Annotated in this window: 24 protein-coding genes; 23 read left to right on the top strand and 1 reads right to left on the bottom strand. The window is 45.6% G+C overall.

Annotated features, from left to right (window positions below):
• The first annotated feature begins 16 nt into the window (after positions 1–16).
• The 3 genes from infB (at position 17) to truB (ending at position 4,218) form a co-directional block, all read left to right on the top strand.
• Positions 17–2,713, top strand: a complete 2,697-nt coding sequence (gene infB / locus DPF91_RS06675; RefSeq protein ID WP_117233650.1) for a translation initiation factor IF-2 — start codon at positions 17–19, stop codon at positions 2,711–2,713.
• A 141-nt stretch (positions 2,714–2,854) separates the two neighbouring features.
• Entirely contained in the window at positions 2,855–3,268 is a 414-nt protein-coding gene (rbfA, locus tag DPF91_RS06670; RefSeq protein WP_117233649.1) for a 30S ribosome-binding factor RbfA, read from the top strand.
• Entirely contained in the window at positions 3,268–4,218 is a 951-nt protein-coding gene (truB, locus tag DPF91_RS06665; protein WP_117233648.1) for a tRNA pseudouridine(55) synthase TruB, read from the top strand. Before rbfA ends, truB begins: the two co-directional genes overlap by 1 nt.
• 191 nt (positions 4,219–4,409) lie before the next feature.
• On the opposite strand, the gene suhB is transcribed toward truB, so the two are convergent.
• Positions 4,410–5,213, bottom strand: coding sequence for an inositol-1-monophosphatase (gene suhB / locus DPF91_RS06660; RefSeq protein WP_117233647.1), 804 nt, complete (start codon positions 5,211–5,213; stop codon positions 4,410–4,412).
• A gap of 202 nt (positions 5,214–5,415) precedes the next feature.
• Between suhB and trmJ the strand changes: the two genes are divergently transcribed.
• The 20 genes from trmJ to DPF91_RS06560 all read left to right on the top strand — a co-directional run bounded on the left by trmJ (position 5,416) and on the right by DPF91_RS06560 (position 24,234).
• Positions 5,416–6,144 carry a tRNA (cytosine(32)/uridine(32)-2'-O)-methyltransferase TrmJ gene (gene trmJ / locus DPF91_RS06655; protein ID WP_117233646.1) on the top strand — a complete coding sequence of 243 codons (729 nt, stop codon included), beginning with the start codon at positions 5,416–5,418 and terminating at the stop codon, positions 6,142–6,144.
• A gap of 113 nt (positions 6,145–6,257) precedes the next feature.
• Positions 6,258–6,764, top strand: coding sequence for a Fe-S cluster assembly transcriptional regulator IscR (gene iscR, locus DPF91_RS06650; protein ID WP_117233645.1), 507 nt, complete (start codon positions 6,258–6,260; stop codon positions 6,762–6,764).
• Positions 6,765–6,792: 28 nt separating this feature from the next.
• Positions 6,793–8,007 (top strand): IscS subfamily cysteine desulfurase, encoded by a 1,215-nt coding sequence (locus DPF91_RS06645; protein ID WP_117233644.1) that lies wholly within the window; start codon positions 6,793–6,795, stop codon positions 8,005–8,007.
• Positions 8,008–8,038: 31 nt separating this feature from the next.
• On the top strand, positions 8,039–8,419 hold the full coding sequence (iscU, locus tag DPF91_RS06640; RefSeq protein ID WP_117233643.1) for a Fe-S cluster assembly scaffold IscU: 381 nt from the start codon (positions 8,039–8,041) through the stop codon (positions 8,417–8,419).
• A 69-nt stretch (positions 8,420–8,488) separates the two neighbouring features.
• Positions 8,489–8,812 (top strand): iron-sulfur cluster assembly protein IscA, encoded by a 324-nt coding sequence (iscA, locus tag DPF91_RS06635; RefSeq protein ID WP_117233642.1) that lies wholly within the window; start codon positions 8,489–8,491, stop codon positions 8,810–8,812.
• A gap of 85 nt (positions 8,813–8,897) precedes the next feature.
• Positions 8,898–9,413 (top strand): co-chaperone HscB, encoded by a 516-nt coding sequence (gene hscB / locus DPF91_RS06630; RefSeq protein WP_117233641.1) that lies wholly within the window; start codon positions 8,898–8,900, stop codon positions 9,411–9,413.
• 24 nt (positions 9,414–9,437) lie between these two features.
• The gene (gene hscA / locus DPF91_RS06625) at positions 9,438–11,291 is read left to right on the top strand and encodes a Fe-S protein assembly chaperone HscA (RefSeq protein ID WP_117233640.1); all 1,854 of its coding nucleotides are present in this window, start codon (positions 9,438–9,440) and stop codon (positions 11,289–11,291) included.
• Between the two features lie 44 nt (positions 11,292–11,335).
• Positions 11,336–11,674, top strand: a complete 339-nt coding sequence (gene fdx / locus DPF91_RS06620) for an ISC system 2Fe-2S type ferredoxin (protein WP_117233639.1) — start codon at positions 11,336–11,338, stop codon at positions 11,672–11,674.
• A gap of 40 nt (positions 11,675–11,714) precedes the next feature.
• A complete protein-coding gene (gene iscX / locus DPF91_RS06615) occupies positions 11,715–11,909 on the top strand; it encodes a Fe-S cluster assembly protein IscX (RefSeq protein ID WP_117233638.1) in 195 nt (64 codons plus the stop codon).
• A gap of 175 nt (positions 11,910–12,084) precedes the next feature.
• Positions 12,085–13,380 carry an aminopeptidase PepB gene (pepB, locus tag DPF91_RS06610; RefSeq protein ID WP_117233637.1) on the top strand — a complete coding sequence of 432 codons (1,296 nt, stop codon included), beginning with the start codon at positions 12,085–12,087 and terminating at the stop codon, positions 13,378–13,380.
• A 146-nt stretch (positions 13,381–13,526) separates the two neighbouring features.
• Positions 13,527–13,970, top strand: a complete 444-nt coding sequence (gene ndk / locus DPF91_RS06605) for a nucleoside-diphosphate kinase (protein ID WP_117233636.1) — start codon at positions 13,527–13,529, stop codon at positions 13,968–13,970.
• 282 nt (positions 13,971–14,252) lie between these two features.
• On the top strand, positions 14,253–15,368 hold the full coding sequence (gene rlmN / locus DPF91_RS06600) for a dual-specificity RNA methyltransferase RlmN (protein WP_117233635.1): 1,116 nt from the start codon (positions 14,253–14,255) through the stop codon (positions 15,366–15,368).
• 315 nt (positions 15,369–15,683) lie between these two features.
• A complete protein-coding gene (rodZ, locus tag DPF91_RS06595; RefSeq protein ID WP_117233634.1) occupies positions 15,684–16,682 on the top strand; it encodes a cytoskeleton protein RodZ in 999 nt (332 codons plus the stop codon).
• An 8-nt stretch (positions 16,683–16,690) separates the two neighbouring features.
• On the top strand, positions 16,691–17,809 hold the full coding sequence (gene ispG / locus DPF91_RS06590; RefSeq protein WP_117233633.1) for a flavodoxin-dependent (E)-4-hydroxy-3-methylbut-2-enyl-diphosphate synthase: 1,119 nt from the start codon (positions 16,691–16,693) through the stop codon (positions 17,807–17,809).
• A gap of 59 nt (positions 17,810–17,868) precedes the next feature.
• On the top strand, positions 17,869–19,137 hold the full coding sequence (gene hisS, locus DPF91_RS06585) for a histidine--tRNA ligase (RefSeq protein WP_117233632.1): 1,269 nt from the start codon (positions 17,869–17,871) through the stop codon (positions 19,135–19,137).
• 110 nt (positions 19,138–19,247) lie between these two features.
• Entirely contained in the window at positions 19,248–19,862 is a 615-nt protein-coding gene (locus tag DPF91_RS06580; protein ID WP_117233631.1) for a YfgM family protein, read from the top strand.
• An 8-nt stretch (positions 19,863–19,870) separates the two neighbouring features.
• Positions 19,871–21,037 carry an outer membrane protein assembly factor BamB gene (gene bamB / locus DPF91_RS06575; protein ID WP_117233630.1) on the top strand — a complete coding sequence of 389 codons (1,167 nt, stop codon included), beginning with the start codon at positions 19,871–19,873 and terminating at the stop codon, positions 21,035–21,037.
• A gap of 208 nt (positions 21,038–21,245) precedes the next feature.
• Positions 21,246–22,730, top strand: coding sequence for a ribosome biogenesis GTPase Der (gene der / locus DPF91_RS06570; RefSeq protein ID WP_117233629.1), 1,485 nt, complete (start codon positions 21,246–21,248; stop codon positions 22,728–22,730).
• A 73-nt stretch (positions 22,731–22,803) separates the two neighbouring features.
• Positions 22,804–23,685 (top strand): alanyl-tRNA editing protein, encoded by an 882-nt coding sequence (locus DPF91_RS06565; RefSeq protein WP_117233628.1) that lies wholly within the window; start codon positions 22,804–22,806, stop codon positions 23,683–23,685.
• A 321-nt stretch (positions 23,686–24,006) separates the two neighbouring features.
• Positions 24,007–24,234, top strand: coding sequence for a zinc ribbon domain-containing protein (locus DPF91_RS06560; RefSeq protein WP_117233627.1), 228 nt, complete (start codon positions 24,007–24,009; stop codon positions 24,232–24,234).
• The last annotated feature ends 88 nt before the right edge of the window (positions 24,235–24,322 follow it).

The raw sequence follows: 24,322 nt of genomic DNA, 5'->3' as shown, positions 1-24,322 counted from the left end.
GCAAGGAGGTAATGGCATGACGAAACTTACAGTTACAGCACTTAGTGAGGAAATTGGCACGCCAGTAGACCGCTTGATTGAACAACTTGCTGATGCAGGCATGAAGAAAGCGGGCACCGACACAGTTTCTGATGAAGAAAAGCAGCAATTGCTTGTTCATCTTAAGAAAGAACACGGTGACACATCAGGTGAAACTGAGCCAACGCGCCTTACTTTACAACGTAAGACTCGCAGCACCCTAAGCGTTAACGCTGGCGGTGGTAAGAGCAAAGATGTTAAAGTAGAGGTGCGCAAAAAACGTACATACGTAAAACGTAGTACGGTTGAAGATGAAGCGAAGCGTGAAGCTGAAGAAACAGCACAACGCGAAGCAGAGGCAGCGGCTAAACGTGAAGCTGAGGAAGCAGCAAAACGTGAGGCTGAAGAGAAAGCAAAACGCGAGGCTGAAGAAAAAGCTAAGCGTGAAGCTGAAGAGAAAGCGAAACGCGAAGCGGAAGATAAAGCTAAGCGTGAAGCAAAAGCAAAACGTGAAGAAGCAGATGCATCACGTTCTGCTGAAGATATAGCGAAGCAAGAAGCCGTGCAGAAAGAAGCAGATGAACTAAAACGTCGCCAAGACGAAGAAGCGAAGCGTAAAGCAGAAGCAGAAGCAGCGAAGCTTGTAGAAGAAGCTCGTAAGCTAGCTGAAGAGAACGAAGCTCGCTGGACTGAAGAAGAAAAGAAAAAGAAAGAGTTAGAGAACTCTGACTACCACGTGACGACTTCTACTTACGCTCGTGAAGCAGAAGATGCAGCGGACCGTAAAGAAGAAGGCGGTCGCCGTAAGAAGAAGAAGAAAGCAGCTGGTAACGACGACCGTGGCGGTCGCAACAACCAACGTGGTAAAGGTCGTAACCGCGGTAAGCTGGCTAAGCCAACTTCAATGCAACAAGGTTTCGACAAGACTGCAACTGTTGCTAAAGCAGATGTTGTAATTGGTGAGACAATCGTACTTTCTGAGCTTGCTAATAAGATGGCAGTGAAAGCGACAGAAGTAATCAAAGTAATGATGAAGATGGGCGCAATGGCGACTATCAACCAAGTGATCGACCAAGAAACTGCTCAGCTAGTCGCAGAAGAAATGGGTCACAAGGTAATCCTACGCAAAGAAAATGAGCTTGAAGAAGCAGTACTGTCTGATCGTGATGAAACACTAGAAGCAGTATCTCGTGCTCCTGTTGTTACTATCATGGGTCACGTTGACCACGGTAAGACGTCTACACTTGACTACATCCGTAAAGCACACGTTGCTTCGGGTGAAGCGGGTGGTATTACGCAGCACATCGGTGCGTACCACGTAGAAACTGACAACGGTATGATCACTTTCCTTGATACTCCTGGACACGCAGCGTTTACCGCTATGCGTGCACGTGGTGCTCAAGCGACAGATATCGTTGTTCTTGTAGTAGCAGCGGACGATGGCGTAATGCCACAAACGATTGAAGCGATTCAGCACGCAAAAGCGGCTGATGTTCCTCTAATTGTTGCTGTAAACAAGATCGACAAAGAAGACGCGAACCCAGATAACGTTAAGAACGAACTGGCACAGTACGATGTTATCCCTGAAGAGTGGGGCGGTGAGAACATGTTTGTTCACATCTCTGCGAAACAGGGTACAAACATTGACGGTCTTCTAGAAACTATCCTTCTACAATCTGAAGTTCTTGAACTAACAGCGGTAGATCAAGGTATGGCTTCTGGTGTTGTTGTTGAATCTCGCCTAGATAAAGGTCGTGGTCCAGTTGCAACGGTACTGGTTCAATCAGGTACGTTGAACAAGGGTGATATCCTACTTTGTGGTCAAGAATACGGTCGTGTTCGTGCAATGCGCGATGAGAACGGTAAAGAGATCACTGAAGCTGGTCCATCTATCCCTGTAGAAATCATTGGTCTATCTGGTGTTCCTGCATCGGGTGATGAAGCTACAGTTGTACGTGATGAGCGTAAAGCACGTGAAGTTGCGAACTACCGTCAAGGTAAATTCCGTGATGTTAAACTAGCACGTCAGCAAAAAGCTAAGCTTGAGAACATGTTCTCTAACATGGCTGCTGGTGAAGTTGCTGAGCTTAACGTGGTACTTAAGGCTGACGTACAAGGCTCTGTTGAAGCAATCGCAGATTCTCTTCGTAAGCTATCGACTGACGAAGTTAAAGTTAACATCGTTGGTTCTGGTGTTGGTGGTATCACTGAGACTGATGCGGTACTTGCAGCTGCTTCTAACGCTATCATCCTTGGTTTCAACGTTCGTGCTGATGCAACTGCGCGTCGTGCAATCGAAACTGAAAACCTAGACCTTCGCTACTACTCAATCATTTACCAATTGATTGATGAAGTGAAACAAGCGATGGGCGGTATGCTTGCTCCAGAATTCAAGCAAGAGATCATTGGTCTTGCTGAAGTGCGTGACGTGTTTAAGTCGCCTAAGCTTGGTGCAATCGCAGGTTGTATGGTTACTGAAGGTACAATCAAGCGTAATAACCCAATCCGCGTTCTTCGCGATAACGTTGTAATCTACGAAGGTGAGCTAGAATCTCTACGCCGCTTCAAAGACGACGTTCAAGAAGTTAAGAACGGCTACGAGTGTGGTATCGGCGTTAAGAACTACAACGACGTTCGCGTTGGTGACCAAATCGAAGTATTCGAAATCGTTGAGGTTAAGCGTACTCTAGACTAAGAGTTCGTCTTATCAACGATAAATTGACTAAAATTACAGAGCCCTTGGCAATGTAATGGTTGTTGAATACACCTGGGGGGCTGGTATTAACCATCCCCCCATTCTTTCTATTAGGCCTTTTTTATTTAGGGTAAAGAGAAAATGTCAAAAGAATTCAGCCGCACGCAACGCGTGTCGCAACAACTACAAAAAGAACTAGCAGTAATGCTACAACGTGAAGTTCGTGATTCACGTATCGGTATGGTTACAATCTCAGACGTTGAGGTTTCTCGTGACCTAGCTTATGCAAAAGTATTCGTTACTTTCCTGTGTGTCGGTGATCAGACGCCAGAGTCAAGCCTTGAAGCGTTGAAAGAGCATGAGCCATCACTGCGTATGATGCTAGGTAAGCGTATCCGCCTACGTCTGACTCCAGAGATTCGTTTTACTTACGACAACACACTTGTTGAAGGTATGCGTATGTCTAACCTAGTAAGTGAAGTTGTAAGTAAAGATAAAGCGAAGCAAGCAGAAGCTGGCCGCTCTGATGAGTCTGACAGCGAAGGTGAAGCGTAATGGCTCGCCGTCGTAAAGGTCGCCCAATTAATGGCGTTGTCTTACTTGATAAGCCAACGGGTATCTCTTCTAACGACGCACTGCAAAAAGTAAAACGTATCTACTTTGCTGAAAAAGCAGGCCATACTGGTGCGCTTGATCCTTTAGCGACTGGTATGTTACCGATCTGCTTGGGTGAAGCGACCAAGTTCTCTCAGTTCTTATTGGACTCAGATAAGCGTTATGTGGTTATCGCAAAACTTGGTGAGCGTACTAATACATCTGACTCTGATGGAGAAGTGGTAGAAACTCGTCCAGTTAACGTAACTCGCGAATTCCTTGAAGAGTGTATTGAGAAGTTTAAAGGCGAAACGGACCAAATCCCATCGATGTTCTCTGCACTTAAGTATCAAGGTAAACCGTTGTACGAATATGCTCGTGCCGGTATCGAAGTGCCACGTGAATCGCGTAAGATCACCGTTTACTCAATTGAGTTACTGCGCTTTGAAGGTGATGAGGTAGAGATGGAAGTTCACTGTTCGAAGGGAACTTACATTCGTACGATCACTGACGACCTTGGCGAAATGCTCGGATGTGGTGCTCACGTTACTATGCTGCGCCGCACGGGGGTTGCAAAATACCCATACGAACGCATGGTAACGCTTGAGCAACTAAATGAGCTACTTGAGCAAGCGAAGCGTGAAGAGATTGCACCAAAGGATCTGCTAGATCCTCTTCTGTTGCCAATGGATACTGCGGTAGAAGACCTACCAGAAGTGAATCTGAATGCAGAGCTAACAAACATGGTTCAACACGGTCAACCGGTTCAAGTATTTGGTGCACCAAGTGAAGGCTCGATCCGCATGACTTCAGGTGCCGAGCGTACTTTCATCGGCGTTGCTGAAATGAACGATGACGGTAAGATCGCACCAAAGCGTCTTGTAGTGTTCCGCGAAGAAGAACAGAGTTAAGGTAAATAGGTATAAGGTTAAAGTGATAAGAGCTTTTACCTTTAGCGAAGCGTCCTATTATCTATTACCGAAAAACAAAAAGCCGAAGCTAATCTAATTAGCTTCGGCTTTTTTATTGGCTCATTTCCATCATTATAGTGTTGAGGATAACCAGCCAACTTCAGCAGTGACGGTGCTTTTTATCTGGGCTATTACTTAAGGATAGCTTCGTTGCCGTTTTCACGAACGTGTTTAAGGATAGCCTTAACACCACGTGCGCTTGAGCCTACTACGTTGCCAGACTTCATGTACTCAGTACCGCCAGCAAAGTCAGTTAGGATTGCACCTGCTTCACGAGCGATCAGTTCGCCAGCAGCCATGTCCCAAGGTTTTAGGCCAAGTTCAAAGTAACCATCTACACGGCCAGCTGCTAGGTAACATAGGTCTAGAGCAGCAGAACCTTGACGACGGAAGTCTGAACAATCTACGAATAGAGCAGATAGGATCTTCATGTAAGATTCAGAGTGTTGCTTTTGCTTGAATGGGAAACCAGTCGCAAGAACAGTGCCTTGAAGATCTTTAAGTTGGTTTACACGGATACGTGCGTTGTTTAGTTGAGCGCCAGCACCACGTTGTGCAGTGAATAGCTCGTTAAGCATTGGGTCGTAAACACACGCAACTTCAGTACGGCCGTTCATGCGAACTGCGATAGATACTGAGAAGTGTGGGATACCTTTAACGAAGTTGTTAGTGCCATCCAGTGGGTCGATGATCCATTGTACCGCGCTGTCTTTACCTTCAGTCAGACCGCTCTCTTCTGCCACGATAGTGTGGTCAGGGTAAGAAGCCTTGATAGTATCGATGATTAGCGCTTCAGCTTCGCGATCGATGTTAGTAACAAAGTCATTGTTACCTTTTTGAGAAGTTTCGATTTTGTCAGCTGTTTCTAGAGATTTAGCAATGTGATTGCCTGCTTTTCGCGCAGCGCGAATCGCAATGTTTAGCATAGGATGCATACAAATATACCCAACGGATGTTAAAGAACAATAAAAAGCGGCGTGGAGTATAACCAAACATTTCAGGAAAGGGAAGTGGTTATTTTTTGTACGAGCTAATGCAATCGATATCGTGTTAATTACGTAAATGAAACAAGCTAATCACTCTATGCCTTTTATTGTGTTATTATCCCTCGGTTTTATTTTTGACACGGAACTATCCATGCTTGATCACGTAAAAGTTGTCCTCGTTGGCACCTCTCACTCCGGTAATATTGGCTCAGCAGCGAGAGCGATGAAAGTCATGGGACTTAGCCAAATGGTTTTAGTTGCCCCTGAGTGTGAAGTCGATGATCAAGCTATTGCATTAGCAGCAGGTGCCGCAGATATTGCTGCTAATGCAACGATTGTGGACACCTTGGAAGAAGCCGTTGCCGATTGTGGTTTGGTTGTCGGTTCAAGTGCTCGTTCTCGTACACTGGAGTGGCCGATGCTTGAACCTCGTGAGTGTGGCGAGTTATTCGCGGTGGAAGGCGAAAAATACCCAGTGGCGTTAGTGTTTGGTCGTGAACGTATCGGCCTAACCAATGAAGAGCTACAGAGATGTCATTACCATGTATGCATCCCTGCAAACCCAGAATACAGCTCATTGAACTTAGCAATGGCCGTACAGACCATTTCCTACGAAGTGCGTGTCGCGCATTTGAATAGAGAGAAGAGTCGCTACCCAGCTCAAGCAGAAAACGAGTATCCACGCCATAAAGAACTAGAAATGTTCTATCAACACCTTGAAAACGTGATTACCGATACCCAGTTTATATCCAAGGACAAGCCAGGCATGGTTATGAATAAGCTGCGACGTTTATTCACACGAGCACGTCCAGAAGCTCAAGAGCTCAATATTTTACGTGGAATTCTATCTTCAATTGAAAAGAATTTGTGCAATAAATAACCATTTAAAGCTCATGGTTAAATACCTGACTGTTTTAGTCAAATAAATACTTGACCAAAATAGTCGGGTATGAAAAACTCCTATCCATACAATCAATGTGGATACGGTGTGATATGAGACTGACATCAAAAGGAAGATACGCGGTTACAGCCATGCTCGATGTAGCACTGCATTCGCAGCAGAGCCCTGTACCGCTAGCCGATATTTCGGAACGTCAAGGCATCTCTCTATCTTATCTAGAGCAGCTTTTTTCGAAGTTACGTAAAGCTGGTCTGGTAGCAAGTGTTCGCGGGCCTGGTGGTGGTTACCGACTAGGTGAAGACGCGACAACGATCTCAATCGGTACAGTGATTGCTGCGGTTGATGAGTCGGTAGATGCAACAAAATGCAACGGCAAAGGCGATTGCCAAGGTGGCACACGCTGCTTAACGCACACATTATGGCGAGACTTAAGCTCTCGTATTAGTGATTTCCTAAACAACATCACGCTCGGTGAGCTGATGAATGATAATGAAGTCCTAGAAATTTCTGATCGACAAGATATTGATCTTGCCGTGAACCATGGGTTTGCACAAAAAAATACAAGCGCCGCACCCATCGGTGTAAATGTTCGCTCATAGCGGCAATGTCATTACATTGGAGTAGAAAATGAAACTGCCTATTTATTTCGACTATTCAGCAACTTGCCCGGTCGATCCGCGTGTTGCTGAAAAGATGGTTCAGTACATGACGATGGATGGTACTTTTGGTAACCCAGCGTCACGTTCGCATCGTTATGGCTGGCAGGCAGAAGAAGCCGTAGATACTGCGCGTGAACAAATCGCAGATCTACTAAACGCAGATCCTCGTGAAATCGTATTTACATCTGGTGCAACAGAATCAGACAACCTTGCAATTAAAGGTGCAGCTAACTTCTACAGCAAGAAGGGCAAGCATGTAATTACTTGTAAGACTGAGCACAAAGCAGTACTTGATCCATGTCGTCAACTAGAGCGTGAAGGCTTTGAGGTGACTTACCTTGAGCCAGAAGCGAACGGCATTATTGATCTTAAGAAACTTGAAGCTGCAATGCGTGAAGACACTGTGCTTGTGTCAATTATGCATGTGAACAACGAAATTGGCGTAATCCAAGATATTGCTGAAATCGGTGAGCTTTGCCGCTCTCGCAAGATTATTTTCCACGTTGATGCAGCACAATCTGCAGGTAAATTACCAATCGACGTGCAAGAGATGAAGGTAGACCTGATCTCTCTTTCTGCTCACAAGATCTACGGACCGAAAGGTATCGGCGCACTGTACGTTCGTCGTAAGCCACGTATCCGTCTAGAAGCTCAAATGCACGGTGGTGGTCATGAGCGTGGTTTCCGCTCTGGTACGCTTCCTACTCACCAAATCGTGGGTATGGGTGAAGCGTTTGCTATTGCTAAGCAAGACATGCAAAAAGACTTCGACCACGCTAAAGCACTACGCGATCGTCTATTGAACGGCGTAAAAGACCTTGAAGCAGTAACAGTAAACGGTGACCTAGAGCAGCGTGTACCTCATAACCTAAATGTGAGCTTTGCTTTCGTTGAGGGTGAGTCACTACTGATGTCTCTCAAAGACTTAGCAGTATCTTCGGGTTCTGCATGTACATCAGCAAGCCTTGAGCCATCTTACGTTCTACGTGCTCTTGGTCTAGATGATGAACTTGCACACAGCTCTGTTCGCTTCTCATTCGGTCGTTTCACGACGGAAGAGGAAGTAGACTACGCTATTGAGCAAATTCGTGTAGCAGTAAACAAATTACGCGACATGTCTCCTCTATGGGATATGTACAAAGAAGGGATTGACCTGAGCACCGTTGAGTGGGCTCATCACTAATCCTTAAGGTAGAGGATTCGAGGTAATAGTTATGGCATATAGTGAAAAAGTAATCGATCATTACGAGAACCCGCGTAACGTAGGTTCATTCGATAAAGAAGATCCAAATGTAGGTAGCGGCATGGTTGGTGCACCAGCATGTGGTGACGTTATGAAGCTTCAGATCAAGGTAACGCCAGAAGGCATTATCGAAGATGCGAAGTTCAAGACGTACGGCTGTGGTAGTGCAATCGCATCAAGCTCACTTGTTACAGAGTGGGTTAAAGGCAAGAGCATCGATGAAGCGGCTGCAATCAAGAACTCTGAAATTGCAGAAGAGCTTGAGCTTCCACCAGTAAAAGTACACTGCTCAATCCTTGCAGAAGATGCAATTAAAGCAGCAGTTGCTGATTACAAGAAAAAACACGATTAATATCGTCAGGGAGTGAAAACTCACTCCCTACTTTTCATTCAAATAGATATCCAGATTTAAGGTTGTAGTATGGCCATCACAATGACAGACACCGCGGCAAGTCGCGTTAGAACATTCCTAGAAAACCGAGGTAAAGGCATCGGTTTGCGTCTAGGCGTGAAGACAACAGGGTGTTCGGGCATGGCTTACGTCCTTGAGTTTGTTGATGAGCTGAATGAAGAAGATGAAGTGTTCGAACACAGTGGCGTAAAGGTGATTATTGACCCTAAGAGCCTCGTTTACTTAGATGGCACCGAGCTAGACTATGTAAAAGAAGGTCTTAACGAAGGCTTTGAATTCAACAACCCTAACGCGAAAAGTGAATGTGGTTGTGGCGAGAGCTTCAACGTTTAATCATTCTTAAGAGTAGGCTGAGATTGAATAACTCAGCATGCTCAGTTAACTTAGCACCTCGCGGCTAAGGAACAGGACCATTTGAATGAATCACTTTGAATTATTTGGGCTACCGATCCAGTTTGAGCTGGATGGTAGCCTTCTTTCTTCTCAATTTAGAGAACTACAAAAGCGCTTTCACCCAGACAACTTTGCGACCGCTTCTGAGCGTGACAAGTTGCTAGCTGTTCAAAAAGCGGCTCAGATTAATGATGCTTACCAAGTACTTAAGAATCCTATTTCACGAGCAGAGTACCTGCTGGCCGAAAACGGCGTAGAGATTCGTGGTGAGCAACAAACCATGCAAGATCCTATGTTCCTGATGGAGCAAATGGAATTGCGTGAGGAGCTAGAGCATATTGCAGCGAGTCCTGATGGTGCAGACGAGCTATTTGATTTTGATAGCAAGATTAGCAAAATGTACAAACAACATTTGGCGGAGCTCGAAGCTCAGCTGAACCAAGCCGATTGGATGTCGGCGGCAGACGGTGTACGTAAGCTTAAATTTATCGCAAAACTCAAGAAAGAAATCGAGCAAGTCGAAGATCATCTACTCGACTAAAGACTAAAAGTACAAGGATCTCTCATGGCATTACTTCAAATTGCCGAGCCTGGACAAAGTTCAGCCCCACACGAACACAAGCTAGCTGCAGGTATCGACCTTGGCACGACCAACTCATTGGTTGCATCGGTGCGCAGTGGTGAAGCAAAGACCCTGACAGCCAGTAATGGTAAAAGTATCTTGCCATCAGTGGTTTACTACAACCAAGATGAGCTGAGCGTTGGTGATGCGGCACGTGAGCATGCTCAGACAGATCCTAAGAACACGGTTATTTCAGTAAAGCGCCTGCTAGGTCGCTCGCTAGAAGATATCCAATCACGCTACCCATCTCTGCCATACCAATTCAAGCAAAGTGAAAATGGTTTGCCAGTGATTGAGACGGCGCAGGGCGATAAAAACCCAATTCAAGTGTCGGCAGATATTTTACGTAAACTAGGGCAGCGTGCTGAGCAAACCCTTGGCGGTGAGCTTGCCGGTGTTGTTATTACGGTTCCTGCATATTTTGATGATGCGCAGCGTGCTGGCACTAAAGATGCGGCCAACCTTGCTGGTTTGCATGTGCTTCGTTTACTGAATGAACCAACAGCTGCTGCAATTGCATATGGCTTAGATTCTGGCCAAGAAGGTATTATCGCTGTTTATGACCTTGGTGGTGGTACGTTTGATATCTCTATCCTTCGCCTATCTAAAGGTGTGTTTGAAGTGCTAGCGACAGGCGGTGATTCAGCTCTAGGTGGGGACGACTTTGACCATTTGGTTGCAGACTACTTCAAAGAACAGATGGGCTTAACAAGTGAGTTAACAGCAGAGCAAAACCGTGCGCTATTGGATGCCGCAACTCAAGCGAAAATTGCACTGTCAAATGCAGACAGCGCAAAGGTTTCTGTTCTTGATTGGACGGGAACGCTAACACGCGAAACATTTAACTCAATTATTGAGCGCCTGGTGAAAAAGACGCTGATGTCTTGCCGCCGAGCATTGAAAGATGCAGAGGTCGATGCTGAAGATGTACTTGAGGTTGTCATGGTTGGCGGCTCTACACGTACGCCTCTTGTTCGTGACATGGTTGGTGATTTCTTCGGCCGTACACCATTAACCAGCATTAATCCTGATGAAGTTGTGGCGATTGGTGCTGCGATTCAAGCGGATATTTTAGCGGGCAACAAGCCAGACTCTGAGATGTTACTGTTAGATGTAATTCCACTCTCTCTCGGTATAGAGACGATGGGTGGTCTCGTTGAGAAAATCATCCCACGCAATACCACGATCCCTGTGGCTCGCGCACAAGAATTCACAACGTTCAAAGATGGTCAAACCGCTATGACCGTTCATACCGTTCAGGGTGAACGTGAAATGGTCGACGATTGCCGCTCACTGGCACGATTTGCGCTTAAAGGTATTCCTCCAATGGCGGCGGGTGCTGCACATATTCGTGTGACCTACCAAGTCGATGCGGATGGCCTTTTGTCTGTCACGGCAATGGAGAAGAGTACGGGTGTTCAAGCTGAGATTCAGGTGAAACCATCTTACGGTTTGAGTGACGATGAAGTGGCTAGCATGCTAAAAGACTCGATGACATTCGCTAAGGAAGATATGGATGCTCGTGCACTGGCAGAGCAACGTGTTGAAGCAGACCGTGTTATCGAGGGTTTGATTGCAGCGATGCAAGCGGATGGTGATGAACTACTTGCTGAGCAAGAACGTCAAAACCTTCTGAAAAGCATCGAGGCTCTTATCGAGCTTCGTAATGGCGATAATGCCGATGCGATTGAACTAGGTATTAAGGACACAGACAAGGCAAGCCAAGAGTTTGCTTCACGTCGAATGGACAAATCGATTCGTGCCGCACTTTCTGGCCAGTCGGTTGATGATATTTAAAAGCTCGGTATACCAGAGCAAATTACTTTGTAAGAGAAGCAGTCATGCCTAAAATTGTAGTTTTACCACATGAAGATCTTTGCCCAGAGGGTGCTGTGCTGGAAGCAGAAACAGGTGAAACAGTCCTAGATGTAGCGCTAAAAGCCGGTATTGGTATTGAACATGCGTGTGAGAAATCATGTGCGTGTACAACGTGTCACGTTGTTATTCGTGAAGGTTTTGACTCTCTAGAAGAGAGCGAAGAGCTGGAAGATGACATGCTCGATAAAGCGTGGGGTCTAGAGCCGGAATCACGCTTAGGTTGTCAGGCGAAAGTAGCGGATGAGGATCTTGTTGTAGAGATTCCCAAGTACACGCTGAACCACGCATCAGAAGACCATTAATCTTCAGTCATCAGGTTAACGATAAACAAGGAGAGCAACGATGAAATGGACAGATTCTCGCGATATTGCGATTGAGCTTTGCGACCTATATCCAGATACGGACCCGAAAACCGTTCGTTTCACTGACCTTCATCAGTGGATTCTGGACTTGGAAGATTTCGATGACGATCCTAATCGTTCAAATGAAAAGATCCTTGAAGCGGTGATCCTGTGTTGGATGGATGAAGCCGATTAATGTTGCTGAAAGTAGAAAGTTAACAATTATTACTAAAAAAACGAGCGATTTTGCTCGTTTTTTTTATGCCTACAACATTTTGTCTCTACAAGGTGTTAACATCGTAGACAATATTAGGGCGATAAGCCCTATTTAATACAAAGAAATAAGCCACACAAAAAGGCAAGGAGAAAACATGTCGACAAACATGTCTGTATTTATTAGTCGCGAAGCTGCTCAACCACAATGGGGTGAGAAAGCTATTCTTTCGTTTACTGAAAACGGTGCAACTATCCACCTTGGTGAAGGCCATGATCTTGGCGCAGTTCAGCGTGCCGCTCGTAAACTCGATTCACAAGGTATTAAGTCTCTTGAACTTCAAGGTGAAGGCTGGGATCTAGAAAGTGTTTGGGCTTTCTACCAGGGTTACCGTGGTCCAAAAAAAGCCAATCAAGTGACTTGGACTCCATTAGCTGAAGACGAACAAGCTGAACTGGAAGCGCGTATTACTTCTACCGAGTTTACTCGTGACATCATCAATAAAACAGCTGAAGAAGTTGCTCCGCGTCAGCTAGCGACAATGGCAATGGAGTTTATTAAGTCTGTTGCTCCTCAAGGCACTGTGACGGCGAAGATCGTTAAAGACAAAGACCTACTAACAGAAGGCTGGGAAGGTATCTACGCGGTAGGCCGAGGCTCTGAACGAACATCAGCCATGCTACAACTGGACTTCAACCCTACAGGTGATGAGAACGCACCGGTGTGGGCATGTCTGGTAGGTAAGGGGATTACCTTTGACTCTGGCGGTTATAGCATTAAACCTTCTAATTTCATGACTGCGATGAAAGCTGATATGGGTGGCGCAGGTACCATTACTGGTGGTCTAGGTCTTGCAATCATGCGCGGTCTAAACAAGCGTGTGAAGCTGATCCTATGTTGCGCTGAGAACATGATTTCTGGCCGCGCGCTTAAGCTTGGCGACATCATTACCTACAAGAATGGTAAAACGGTTGAGATCATGAACACCGATGCAGAAGGTCGTTTAGTTCTAGCGGATGGTCTGCTTTACGCGAGTGAGCAAAACCCGGAGCTTATCATTGATTGTGCAACACTTACCGGCGCTGCAAAGAACGCGCTAGGTAATGACTATCATGCACTGATGAGTTTTGATGATGAACTTTCTCACCAAGCGCTAACTGCCGCAAATCAAGAGAAAGAAGGTCTATGGCCTTTGCCTCTGGCGGATTTCCACCGTGGTATGCTGCCATCTAACTTTGCGGATCTATCTAATATCAGTTCGGGTGATTACACGCCAGGTGCAAGTACTGCAGCGGCATTCCTGTCTTACTTCGTTGATGATTACAAGAAAGGTTGGTTGCACTTGGATTGTGCTGGTACCTACCGTAAGTCAGCAACCGACAAGTGGGCAGCTGGTGCGACTGGTATGGGTGTTCGCACACTTGCGCGAATTTTGACGGAACAAGCAAAGTAATTGCCTACAGCCTTTTGATTACCACGGGACTGAATTTGTCGTGGTTAGCTCACAATTACTAGCAACAAGCAGTGAGAGCCTTCTCACTGCTTGATATAACTATAAATATACTCAAAGTCAGACCTATTATAAGTAAAGGAAAACCAATGGCTCTAGAAAGAACATTCTCAATCGTTAAACCTGATGCAGTTGAGCGTAATTTAATTGGTGAAATCTATCATCGTATTGAGAACGCAAACCTTCGCATTATTGCAGCAAAAATGGTTCGCTTAACGGAAGCACAAGCAGCTGGCTTCTATGCTGAACACGAAGGCAAAGAGTTCTTCCCAGATCTTCTTAAATTTATGACTTCTGGACCTATCATGGTTCAGGTGTTGGAAGGTGAAGATGCAATCGCACGCTACCGTGAGCTAATGGGAAAAACAAACCCGGAAGAAGCAACATGTGGCAGTATCCGTGCTGACTACGCACTAAGCATGCGTTACAACTCTGTACACGGCTCTGACTCTCCAGAGTCTGCAGCACGAGAGATTGAATATTTCTTCCCTCAAGCAGAAATCTGCGAGCGCCCAGAGAAGCAATTCTCGTAATAATAAGAACGGACTTCGTCCTATAGAGGTTAGATATCTAGCCTCTTTTAATCTGCAGCACCAATGTTGCATTGACGTTCTCATACCGACCTTCCAAAATTCTAGCTCTCTAGCTCTCTAGCTCTCTAGCTCTCTAGCTCTCTAGCTCTCTAGCTCCGCTCAAACTTTAATCACTGAATTATTAACACCTTAATAAATTCACGGTTTTATCGCCCTTGTTGAACCCGCTTAAAGGCTGTACAATTCGCGCCCTTAATATTGTTCCGTCATTTGTGAGGCATCATGACCACTGCAAAATTTAACTTACTTGATTATGACCGTAAGGGCCTACGTAACCTATTTGCTGAAGAGCTAGGTGAGAAGCCGTTCCGTGCAGAACAGGTAATGAAGTGGATCTACCATTTTGGTGTAGATGACTTCGACAATATGACAAACATCAATAAGAAACTGCGTGAGAAGCTAAAACATCGCTGTGAAGTGAAAGCTCCTGTTGTTTCTGAAGCACAACACTCTTCAGACGGCACAATTAAGTGGGCGATGAAAGTAGGCGACCAAGACGTAGAAACGGTATACATCCCAGAAGATGACCGTGCAACGTTATGTGTTTCGTCACAAGTGGGGTGTGCATTGGAATGTAAATTCTGTTCAACCGCTCAACAAGGCTTCAACCGTAACCTGAAAGTATCGGAAATCATCGGTCAGGTATGGCGCGCTGCTCGTGAAGTTGGTCTAGAGAAAGAAACAGGTCGCCGCCCAATTACTAACGTGGTAATGATGGGTATGGGTGAACCATTACTTAACATGAAGAACCTGATTCCTTCGCTTGAGCTTATGCTTGATGATTTGGGTTTTGGCCTATCTAAGCGTCGCGTAACTGTATCTACATCTGGTGTGGTATCAGGTCTGGATCAAATGACTGGTACGATTGACGTAGCATTGGCTATTTCTCTGCACGCGCCAAACGACAAAATCCGTAGTGACATCATGCCAATCAACGATCGTTGGGATATCCAAGACTTCCTAGCTTCTGTGCGTCGCTATATTGCATCTTCGAATGCGAACCGTGGCAAGGTGACGGTTGAGTATGTGCTACTCGATCGTGTGAACGACGATATGGACCATGCTCGCGAACTTGCTGAGCTATTGAAAGATACGCCGTGTAAGATCAACCTGATCCCATTTAACCCGTATCCAGGCTCACCATACAACAAGCCAAGCAACTCACGTATTGACCGTTTCCAAAAAACGCTGATGCAATATGAGCACACCGTGACGGTTCGTAAGACTCGTGGTGATGATATTGATGCAGCCTGTGGTCAGCTGGTGGGTGATGTGATTGACCGTACGAAACGTACTCAGCAAAAGCAGCAAGGCGATATCCCAGTGAAAGCGGTTTAACCTAGCTAGAACCTCTGTTTTGTAGAAAACGCTCCGAAGTGATTCGGGGCGTTTTTTATATTTGGCTCAATTAATGTTAAGCCCTATTTCAATAGTTTATGGAATATGGCAGGTCTATTGATGTCAATATTGCGCAAAACCTTGAGCTTGTTGTGAATTTTGAAGTAAATCGTTTCTATTATCGTGGTACATTCGCTTATTATTGCGCTAGCCTATAATAGCGTTGGCAATTTTTCATTTTCATTCTTGTCCAAGTACTAACAGAAAAAAACAAACGGATTGACGAGAACTATTAACGTAGAGAAGTACGGCACAATGAGTACTGAGCAAGACATTACAGAACAAACACAACCAGCAACCCCTTCACAACAAGATTCGACTCTGATTAATGCAGGTGATTTACTTAAAGAGCGTCGTGAAGCGCTTGGATTTACTAAACAGCAAATTGCGGATCGCTTGCGCCTAAAAGTTTCAGTTATTGATAACATCGAAAGCAACACTTTTGAGGACGGTCAAGTAGCGACCTTTACTCGTGGCTACCTGCGCTCTTATGCAAAACTTGTTCAGTTGGATGAGAAAAAGTTACTGGCAACCTTAGATGCTCGTGGAGAAGCACAGCATGCTGAGCAAAATATGCAGAGCTTTTCTCGTAAAACTAAGCGGGATAAGCATGATAGCCATATCATGAAGATCACTTGGGGTATTGCTTTGATTGTGGTGGGTATTTCTGCAACCTGGTACTGGCAAAGTAACCAAGATAATAGTGTAGAGATCTCACCAGAGGTGGCGCAAGAAGTGCTTGAAGGTCAGGCTGCGCAAATCGAGACAACAAGTTTAACAGACTCGGGTCCGTCTGCGGCGGATTTTGCAGTTGAGCCTTCAGTAACAGAAGCTCCAGCAGAAGAGATTGAACCGCTCGAACCAGAATTAATGGAAACGACTGACCAGCCAGAGCTTGAGACTACAGCATCGGTTGATGAGCCAGTAGAAGCTTCAGAGCCTCAAATTCAAAATAACGTAGTTACGGAATCTGCGCCTGTTGCAGTGGAAGAAACGACGACTCCTATTGAAGCGGTTAATACATTATTAGCTATGACATTCAATGCGGATTGCTGGATCCAAGTGACGGATGCGAGTGGTAAAACACTTTCGACGGGCATTAAGAAAGCAGGACAAACTCTCAACTTAGACGGTGAAAGACCATTAAAAGTTGTTTTAGGTGCTCCTGAGGCTGTTTCAATGACATTTGGAAGTGAACCTGTCGACCTTTCTGGGTATACTTCAGGCAAAGTAGCAAGAATCACTTTACCTTAGAAATTACTATGCAACACGAATCTCCTATTAAGCGTCGTCCTTCAACGCGAATTTATGTTGGTGACGTGCCAATCGGTGACGGTGCACCTATTGCCGTTCAATCGATGACAAACACCAGAACGACAGACGTTGAAGCGACTGTCGCTCAGATTAAAGCGCTTGAAAATGTAGGCGCTGATATTGTTCGTGTCTCTGTACCGACTATGGATGCAGCAGAAGCGTTCAAGCAGATCAAACAGCAGGTCAATATCCCACTGGTCGCGGATATTCACTTTGATTACCGCATCGCACTTCAGGTGGCAGAGTACGGCGCTGACTGTCTGCGTATCAACCCAGGAAATATTGGTAAGGAAGATCGAATCCGTGCCGTCGTGGATTGTGCACGTGATAAGAACATTCCAATCCGTATCGGTGTTAACGGTGGCTCACTAGAGAAAGATATTCAGGTGAAATATACTGAGCCGACACCAGCGGCATTAATCGAATCTGCAATGCGCCACGTTGACATCCTTGACCGCCTTAACTTCGATCAGTTTAAGGTGAGCGTTAAGGCATCAGATGTATTCCTAGCCGTAGATTCATATCGCTTGCTCGCAAAAGAGATTGATCAGCCTCTTCACTTAGGTATCACTGAAGCGGGGGGCGCGCGTGCTGGTGCTGTTAAGTCTTCAGTTGGTCTTGGTATGCTTCTAGCAGAAGGTATCGGTGACACGCTGCGTATTTCTTTGGCAGCTGATCCAGTAGAAGAGATCAAAGTCGGTTTTGATATTCTTAAATCGCTGCGTATTCGCTCTCGCGGTATTAACTTTATTGCTTGCCCAAGCTGCTCACGCCAAGAGTTTGATGTAATCAGTACTGTAAATGCACTAGAAGAGCGCTTAGAGGACGTTATTACGCCAATGGATGTATCAATCATCGGTTGTGTGGTAAACGGCCCAGGTGAAGCAGAAGTATCACATCTTGGTCTAGCTGGCAGTGCTCGTAAGAGTGCGTTCTACGAAGATGGCAAGCGTCAAAAAGAGCGTTTCGACAACAATGATTTGGTCGACCAACTCGAGGCGAAAATCCGTGCTAAAGCATCGGTATTAGACGAAGCAAACCGCATCGACATCAAACAACAAGATTAATCTTATCGCTGATGGCTCACTGTTATCAGCGATAAGCCTAAACATATACGGTATTTATTGTGGCAAAAACAATCCAAGCTATTCGAGGCATGAACGATTGCCTTCCAACTCAATCTCCACTTTGGCAGAAGCTAGAAAATGCGGTTAAGAGCGTTGTAAGCGCATACGGCTACAACGAAGTACGTATGCCTATCGTTGAAGAAACAAGCCTATTTAGTCGTGCGGTTGGTGAAGAGACAGATGTAGTTTCAAAAGAAATGTACACCTTTGAAGACCGTAATGGTGATAGCCTAACACTTCGCCCAGAGGGTACAGCTGGTTGTGTCCGTGCATGTATTCAAAACAACCTGATTAACCGTGACGAGCAACGTCTATGGTACATGGGCCCAATGTTCCGTTATGAACGCCCACAGAAAGGTCGTTACCGTCAATTTCACCAATGTGGTGTGGAAGTCTTTGGCCTGAACGGTCCCGATGTTGACGCAGAGCTGATCATGATGACCGCACGTCTATGGCGTGAACTTGGTATCAATGAACACGTCCGTCTTGAGTTGAACTCCATTGGTTCTCTAGAGGATCGTGCAAGCTACCGTACTGCGCTGGTTGCTTTCTTAGAGCAACACGTTGATGTCTTAGATGACGATTGTAAGCGCCGCATGCACACTAACCCACTACGTGTTCTAGATACCAAAAATCCAGATGTTCAGGCTATTTTGGGTGACGCACCTCGCCTTTCTGAATACCTAGGTGAAGAATCTAAGGCACACTTTGCTGGTCTGTGTGAACTTTTAGACGCAGCTGGCATCGAATACACAGTTAACGAGCGTCTAGTTCGTGGTCTGGATTACTACAACCGCACTGTATTTGAATGGATTACCGAAAGCTTAGGTGCTCAAGGCACAGTATGTGGCGGTGGTCGCTACGATGGCCTTGTTGAGCAGCTAGGTGGTAAAGATACTCCAGCAGTTGGTTTTGCTATGGGTCTAGAGCGTCTAGTACTTATGCTTGAAACTTTAGAGCTAAACGATGTGCGCCGCAGCGTCGACGTTTACATGGTAACAGCGGGCGAAGGCACTATGATGGCGGGGATGAAGCTGGCGGAACAACTTCGCGAGCAAGTACCAGGCCTGCGAGTTATGAGTCACTTTGGTGGCGGTAACTTCAAGAAGCAGTTTAAGCGTGCTGATAAAGCGGGTGCTGCTGTTGCACTCGTGCTTGGTGAGAATGAAGTCGCTGACAATACTGTGGTACTGAAAGACCTAATTGGCGGTACACAAGAGACTTATTCTCAAGCAGAGGTTGTGACTAAGCTTGTTGAGCTAGTCTAATCAAATTTAGTTTATGTAAGTGGTGGTATTTCGATATCACCACTTTTTAAATGCCAGAGCATTCGAAATAGGTAAGTACCTAAGCTGGCATCGATATAAGAGGACAGGAAGTGGAACTCTACGATTCTGAAGAACAACAGGTAGAAGCAATTAAAGAGTGGTGGAAAGAGAACGGCAAAGCTGTGATCTTAGGCGCTGTGGTTGGTTTGGGCGGCATCTTTGGCTGGCGTTTTTACCAAGACTCTGTGATCGCTGATAAAGAAGCAGCGTCACATAGCTACACGCAAGTAACGACCACTCTACAAGCTCAAGGTGCTGACGCTGCGGCGCAAGTACAAGGCTTTATTGATGCAAACAGCAAATCTGAATACTCAGTATTGGCTGCGCTACAACTGGCTAAAGCACAAGTAGAGGCGGGCGATCTTGATGCAGCACTTGCTCAACTAGAGTGGGCAAAAGCAAATACTCAAGATCCAGCAATTCTACCATTGGCATCTTACCGTGTTGCTCGTGTTCAAGCTGAGCTTGAGCAGTACACAGCAGCAATTACTGAACTATCTGGCATTCAAGATGAAGCTTGGAAAGGTCGCGTTGCAGAACTACGTGGAGATATTGAACTACGCAGTGGTAATACTGAAGCGGCTTACACAGCATACGTTGAAGCACAACAAGCTTCTGATGCGAGCCAAATGCTACAAATGAAGCTGGATGACCTAGCCAAGTAAGGGCCGACATGAAGAAGATTCTTTCTAAAGCGTTGTCATGTTCTTTACTGTTAGGAGCCATTGTTGGTTGTTCTAGCGAAGAAGACACCGTAATCATGGCGCCGGTACCGGCAGTGAAAAGTGAGTTTACTCCGAAGAGCGAGTGGACAAGCTCTATTGGTAATGGTGTTGGTCACTTCTTCTCTCAGCTCTCGCCAGATGTTGCTTACGGAAAAGTGTTTGTTGGTAGCCGTGATGGTGAAGTCAAAGCTCTAGATCCAGAGAACGGTAAAACACTTTGGAGCATTGATCTAGAAGACGAGACTATCGCTCGTTTGTCTGGTGGCATCGTTGCAGCATATAGCGCTCTCTTTATCGGCTCTGAAAACGGTGAAGTGATCGCATTAGAGGCTGAAACAGGTGAAGTGAAATGGCGCAGCACAGTTAACGGTGAAGTGCTTGCTCGTCCTGTTGTCGACAGTAACCTAGTGATTGTGAATACCAGCCGCGGTATCTTGACAGCACTTGATGCTGAAACGGGCGAAGAGAAGTGGAACATCAGTACTGAGGTTCCCAACTTGACGCTACGTGGTGATAGCTCACCGGTAGCGGTTGCTGGTGGTGTTTTCTGGGGTACGGCTAATGGTCGCCTTGCAGCAGCAATTGCTGAGCGCGGACAGCTGATCTGGCAACAACCGGTTGGTACACCAAAAGGTGCAACAGAGATTGACCGTATTGTTGATGTCGATGCGTCGCCAATTGTGATTGGCAGTAACCTATTTACTGTAGGTATTAATGGTCAGTTGATCTCTATTGATCTTCGCTCGGGTAAACCGACCTGGAAGCGCAACTACTCTTCTGCAATTGATATGGCGACAGATAACCGCCGTCTTTTCCTTGTGACGGATTCTGATCACATGGTTGCAGTCGATGCACGTAGTGGCACAGAGATTTGGACTAACGATAAGCTAGAAAACCGCTTATTGACTGGTCCAGTTATTATTGATGGCTACGTGGTTGTCGGTGACGCAGAAGGTTACCTACACTGGATTGATCGCCTAACGGGTGAGTTTGTTGCTCAGCAGCTAGTGAACGATTCAGGCTTCTCGGTAGGTCCAGTAGTGATGGATGACGGTTACCTAGTGGTGACTCGTAACGGTGATATTCGCAAGCTATCATTACCTGAAGCAGAATAGGATTATCGCTGAGGCGAAAATCCGTGATATAATTCACACTTGGCTCCTCGCTGGCAACAGTTAGGAGCCGTTTTATTGAGTGAATGCTTGTGAGGGATTACCAAGCAGAACTCTAGAAGAGAGAGTATGTAGTTATAGGTAAGTGTCTGTATATAAAGCATTTACCTATAGCTACATCACAAGTAAATACAGAATGTAGAGGTAAGTTATGGTACCTGTTGTTGCCTTAGTAGGGCGTCCCAACGTAGGAAAGTCGACGCTATTTAACCGATTGACTCGCACACGTGATGCACTTGTTGCGGACTTCCCTGGCTTAACGCGTGACCGTAAATACGGCCAAGCTCAGCTTGGTGAACACGAATTTATCGTTATTGATACTGGTGGTATCGATGGCACAGAAGAAGGTGTAGAAACGAAAATGGCAGAACAATCGCTAGCAGCGATTGATGAAGCTGATGTCGTTCTATTCATGGTAGATGGCCGTGCTGGTCTTACTCCTTCTGACGAAGCAATTGCAAAACACCTTCGTAAGCTTGAGAAACCTTCGATCCTTGTAGTGAACAAGGTTGATGGTATCGATGCTGATGCAGCAAGTGCTGATTTCTGGCAGCTTGGTGTGGATGATATGTACCAAATCGCGGCGGCACATAACCGTGGTGTAACAGTACTTATCGAGCATGCACTTAATCCTTTTGCTGAAAAGCTAAATGCAGAGCAGGGCGAAATCACTGACCTGACTGAGTTTGAAGATGCAGAAGAAGAGCAACTAGACTTTACTGAAGAAGAAGCTGAAGCGGAGTTCCAACGTCTACAGGATCAACCGATTAAGCTCGCTATCATTGGTCGTCCAAACGTAGGTAAGTCGACGCTAACTAACCGTATTCTGGGTGAAGAGCGCGTAGTTGTTTATGATATGCCGGGTACAACGCGTGACTCTATCTACATTCCAATGGAACGTGATGATCGTGAATACGTGTTGATCGATACTGCAGGTATCCGTCGTCGTAAGAATATCAACCAAGCCGTTGAAAAGTTCTCAGTCGTTAAAACGCTGAAAGCAGTTGAAGATGCGAACGTTGTGTTACTGATTATTGATGCTCGTGAGAATATCTCAGATCAAGATCTCAGCCTATTGGGCTTTGCTCTGAACGCGGGTCGCTCGATTGTTATCGCAGTGAACAAGTGGGACGGTCTAGATAATGACGTCAAAGAATCGGTGAAGAAAGAGCTAGATCGTCGCCTAGGCTTCGTTGATTTTGCTCGTATCCACTTTATTTCTGCACTTCACGGTACCGGTGTTGGCCACCTATTTGAATCAGTAGAAGAAGCCTATAAGTCAGCGACGACTCGTGTTGGTACTTCTGTTCTAACTCGTATCATGAAGATGGCGACAGATGATCACCAACCACCACTGGTACGTGGCCGTCGCGTGAAGCTGAAGTATGCGCACGCAGGTGGTTACAATCCACCAATCGTTGTTATCCACGGTAACCAAGTAACGGATCTTCCGGATTCATACAAGCGTTACCTGATGAACTACTACCGTCGTTCATTGGAAATCATGGGTACACCGATTCGTATCCGTTTCCAAAATAGCGCAAACCCATTTGAGGGTAAGACCAACAAGCTGACTCTTTCACAAGAGCGTAAGCGTAAACGCCTAATGAGTGCGATGAAAGGTCGCAACAAGTAACGCGTAAGACAATTAAGAAACGCCTCGCTAGCAATAGCAGGCGTTTTTTTATATCTATCAGAATGAGTTAAAGATGAAAATAACCCCAACCAAGATCCTTTTTTGTCACAACCAGTGGCATTCAGCTGCGCAAGTACAGCTAGTTGTGCCAAGCATCGATAATGGCGTTTATCTTGTGGCCGACAAAACGCCATTTCACCCAGTCAGTCATATTTGGCCTGATCACCCTGCCGACCAAGGTGAAGTACGTCATGGAGATAAAGTTTACTCCGTCAAGAATTGCTTAGTAGGTGCCGTCGATCTAGAGAATGGCGAGTTGTATGTTGATAAAGCGATCCCCGTAAAACGTGATACACAAGGGTGGGCGTTTGTCGTTGTTCATGAACTTACGACACCTTTGGAAGAGATTAACGTTGAGTCAGGTGACGAGATTCAATTGAACGTAGACCAAGAGTACCAACAGAGCTTGAGTCGCGGCCATTCTGCTGGTCATATAGCTTACTTGGCTCTGAATAAAGTACTTAACCAAGCATACTGGCGCAAGGATGCCGATCGTAAAGACCCATTAGGTCATTATGACTTCAATAGCTACGCTCAAGAAACCAGTTTCGTGCATCCAGATAGATGCGTTGATACTTATCGTTTAGGTAAAACATTGCGTAAACGAGGCTTAAACAGCGCAAATATGCTGGAAGACTTAGAGCAAGTTACATTGTCTGTAAATGAACAAGTAAAACAATGGTTAGCTACGGGCAGTGCCGTTTCGATGCGTTTGGAGGGAGAAAGCCTGACAGATTCGCGTTATTGGAGCACTACTTTAGATGGAAAAGCCCTTGAGTTACCGTGTGGAGGGACACATATTAACCATACTGATGAATATTCAGCTATCTCGGTTGAACTACATCAGATTGATGCTCAAACTATAGAAATGCATACGACCGTAACTAATCATTAAAATCGAGATCTTTTTACGTTATCCTGTTTGCATTGATTTTTGGTTTTTTAAATGGATTTTTATTCTTTTTAAAATCCATATGCAGGATATGTAACTTATGCTTTCGGTGTGTGGTTATATAAATGTTCTTTTAGGGGCTGATCGCTGATCAGATCAGATAAAGCCAAAGATCGCTAAAAGATCTTAATGTGTTGATGTCGCAGTACAGGCATAGATGACAGAGATCATAGTTTCGGGACAAGTATCTGCTAAGTTTTTAGTTCGAGATATAGCGAGGGTCAATAGACCCTAGCTTAGTGAATATTGATAGAGGTATCGTCAATGAGCGAAAACAAGTGTCCTGAGTGCAATGAAGAGCTGACATGGGAAGGTCAATATCATTGCAAGAAGTGTTCAACGGACTTTAAGAAGATCGCCTTTTGTCCAGAGTGTCTAGGGCGCCTAGAGAAGCTTCAAGCGTGCGGTGCTGCGAACTATTTCTGCAACGACTGCAATGAGCTGAAGTCTAAATCCCGTATTCGATTTGAGTTTCATGAGATGGAAACTTAGGATTGAGCTAGAGAGCTAGAGAGCTAGAGAGCTAGAGAGCTAGAGAGCTAGAGAGCTAGAAGTTGGAATGCTAAGCGGCACGCTTAAC

It is taken from the genome of Vibrio maerlii (genome assembly GCF_003415655.1).
Lineage (GTDB): Bacteria > Pseudomonadota > Gammaproteobacteria > Enterobacterales > Vibrionaceae > Vibrio > Vibrio maerlii.
Note: the sequence above shows the minus strand (reverse complement) of the source record. Positions and strands in the feature narration are given on the sequence as shown.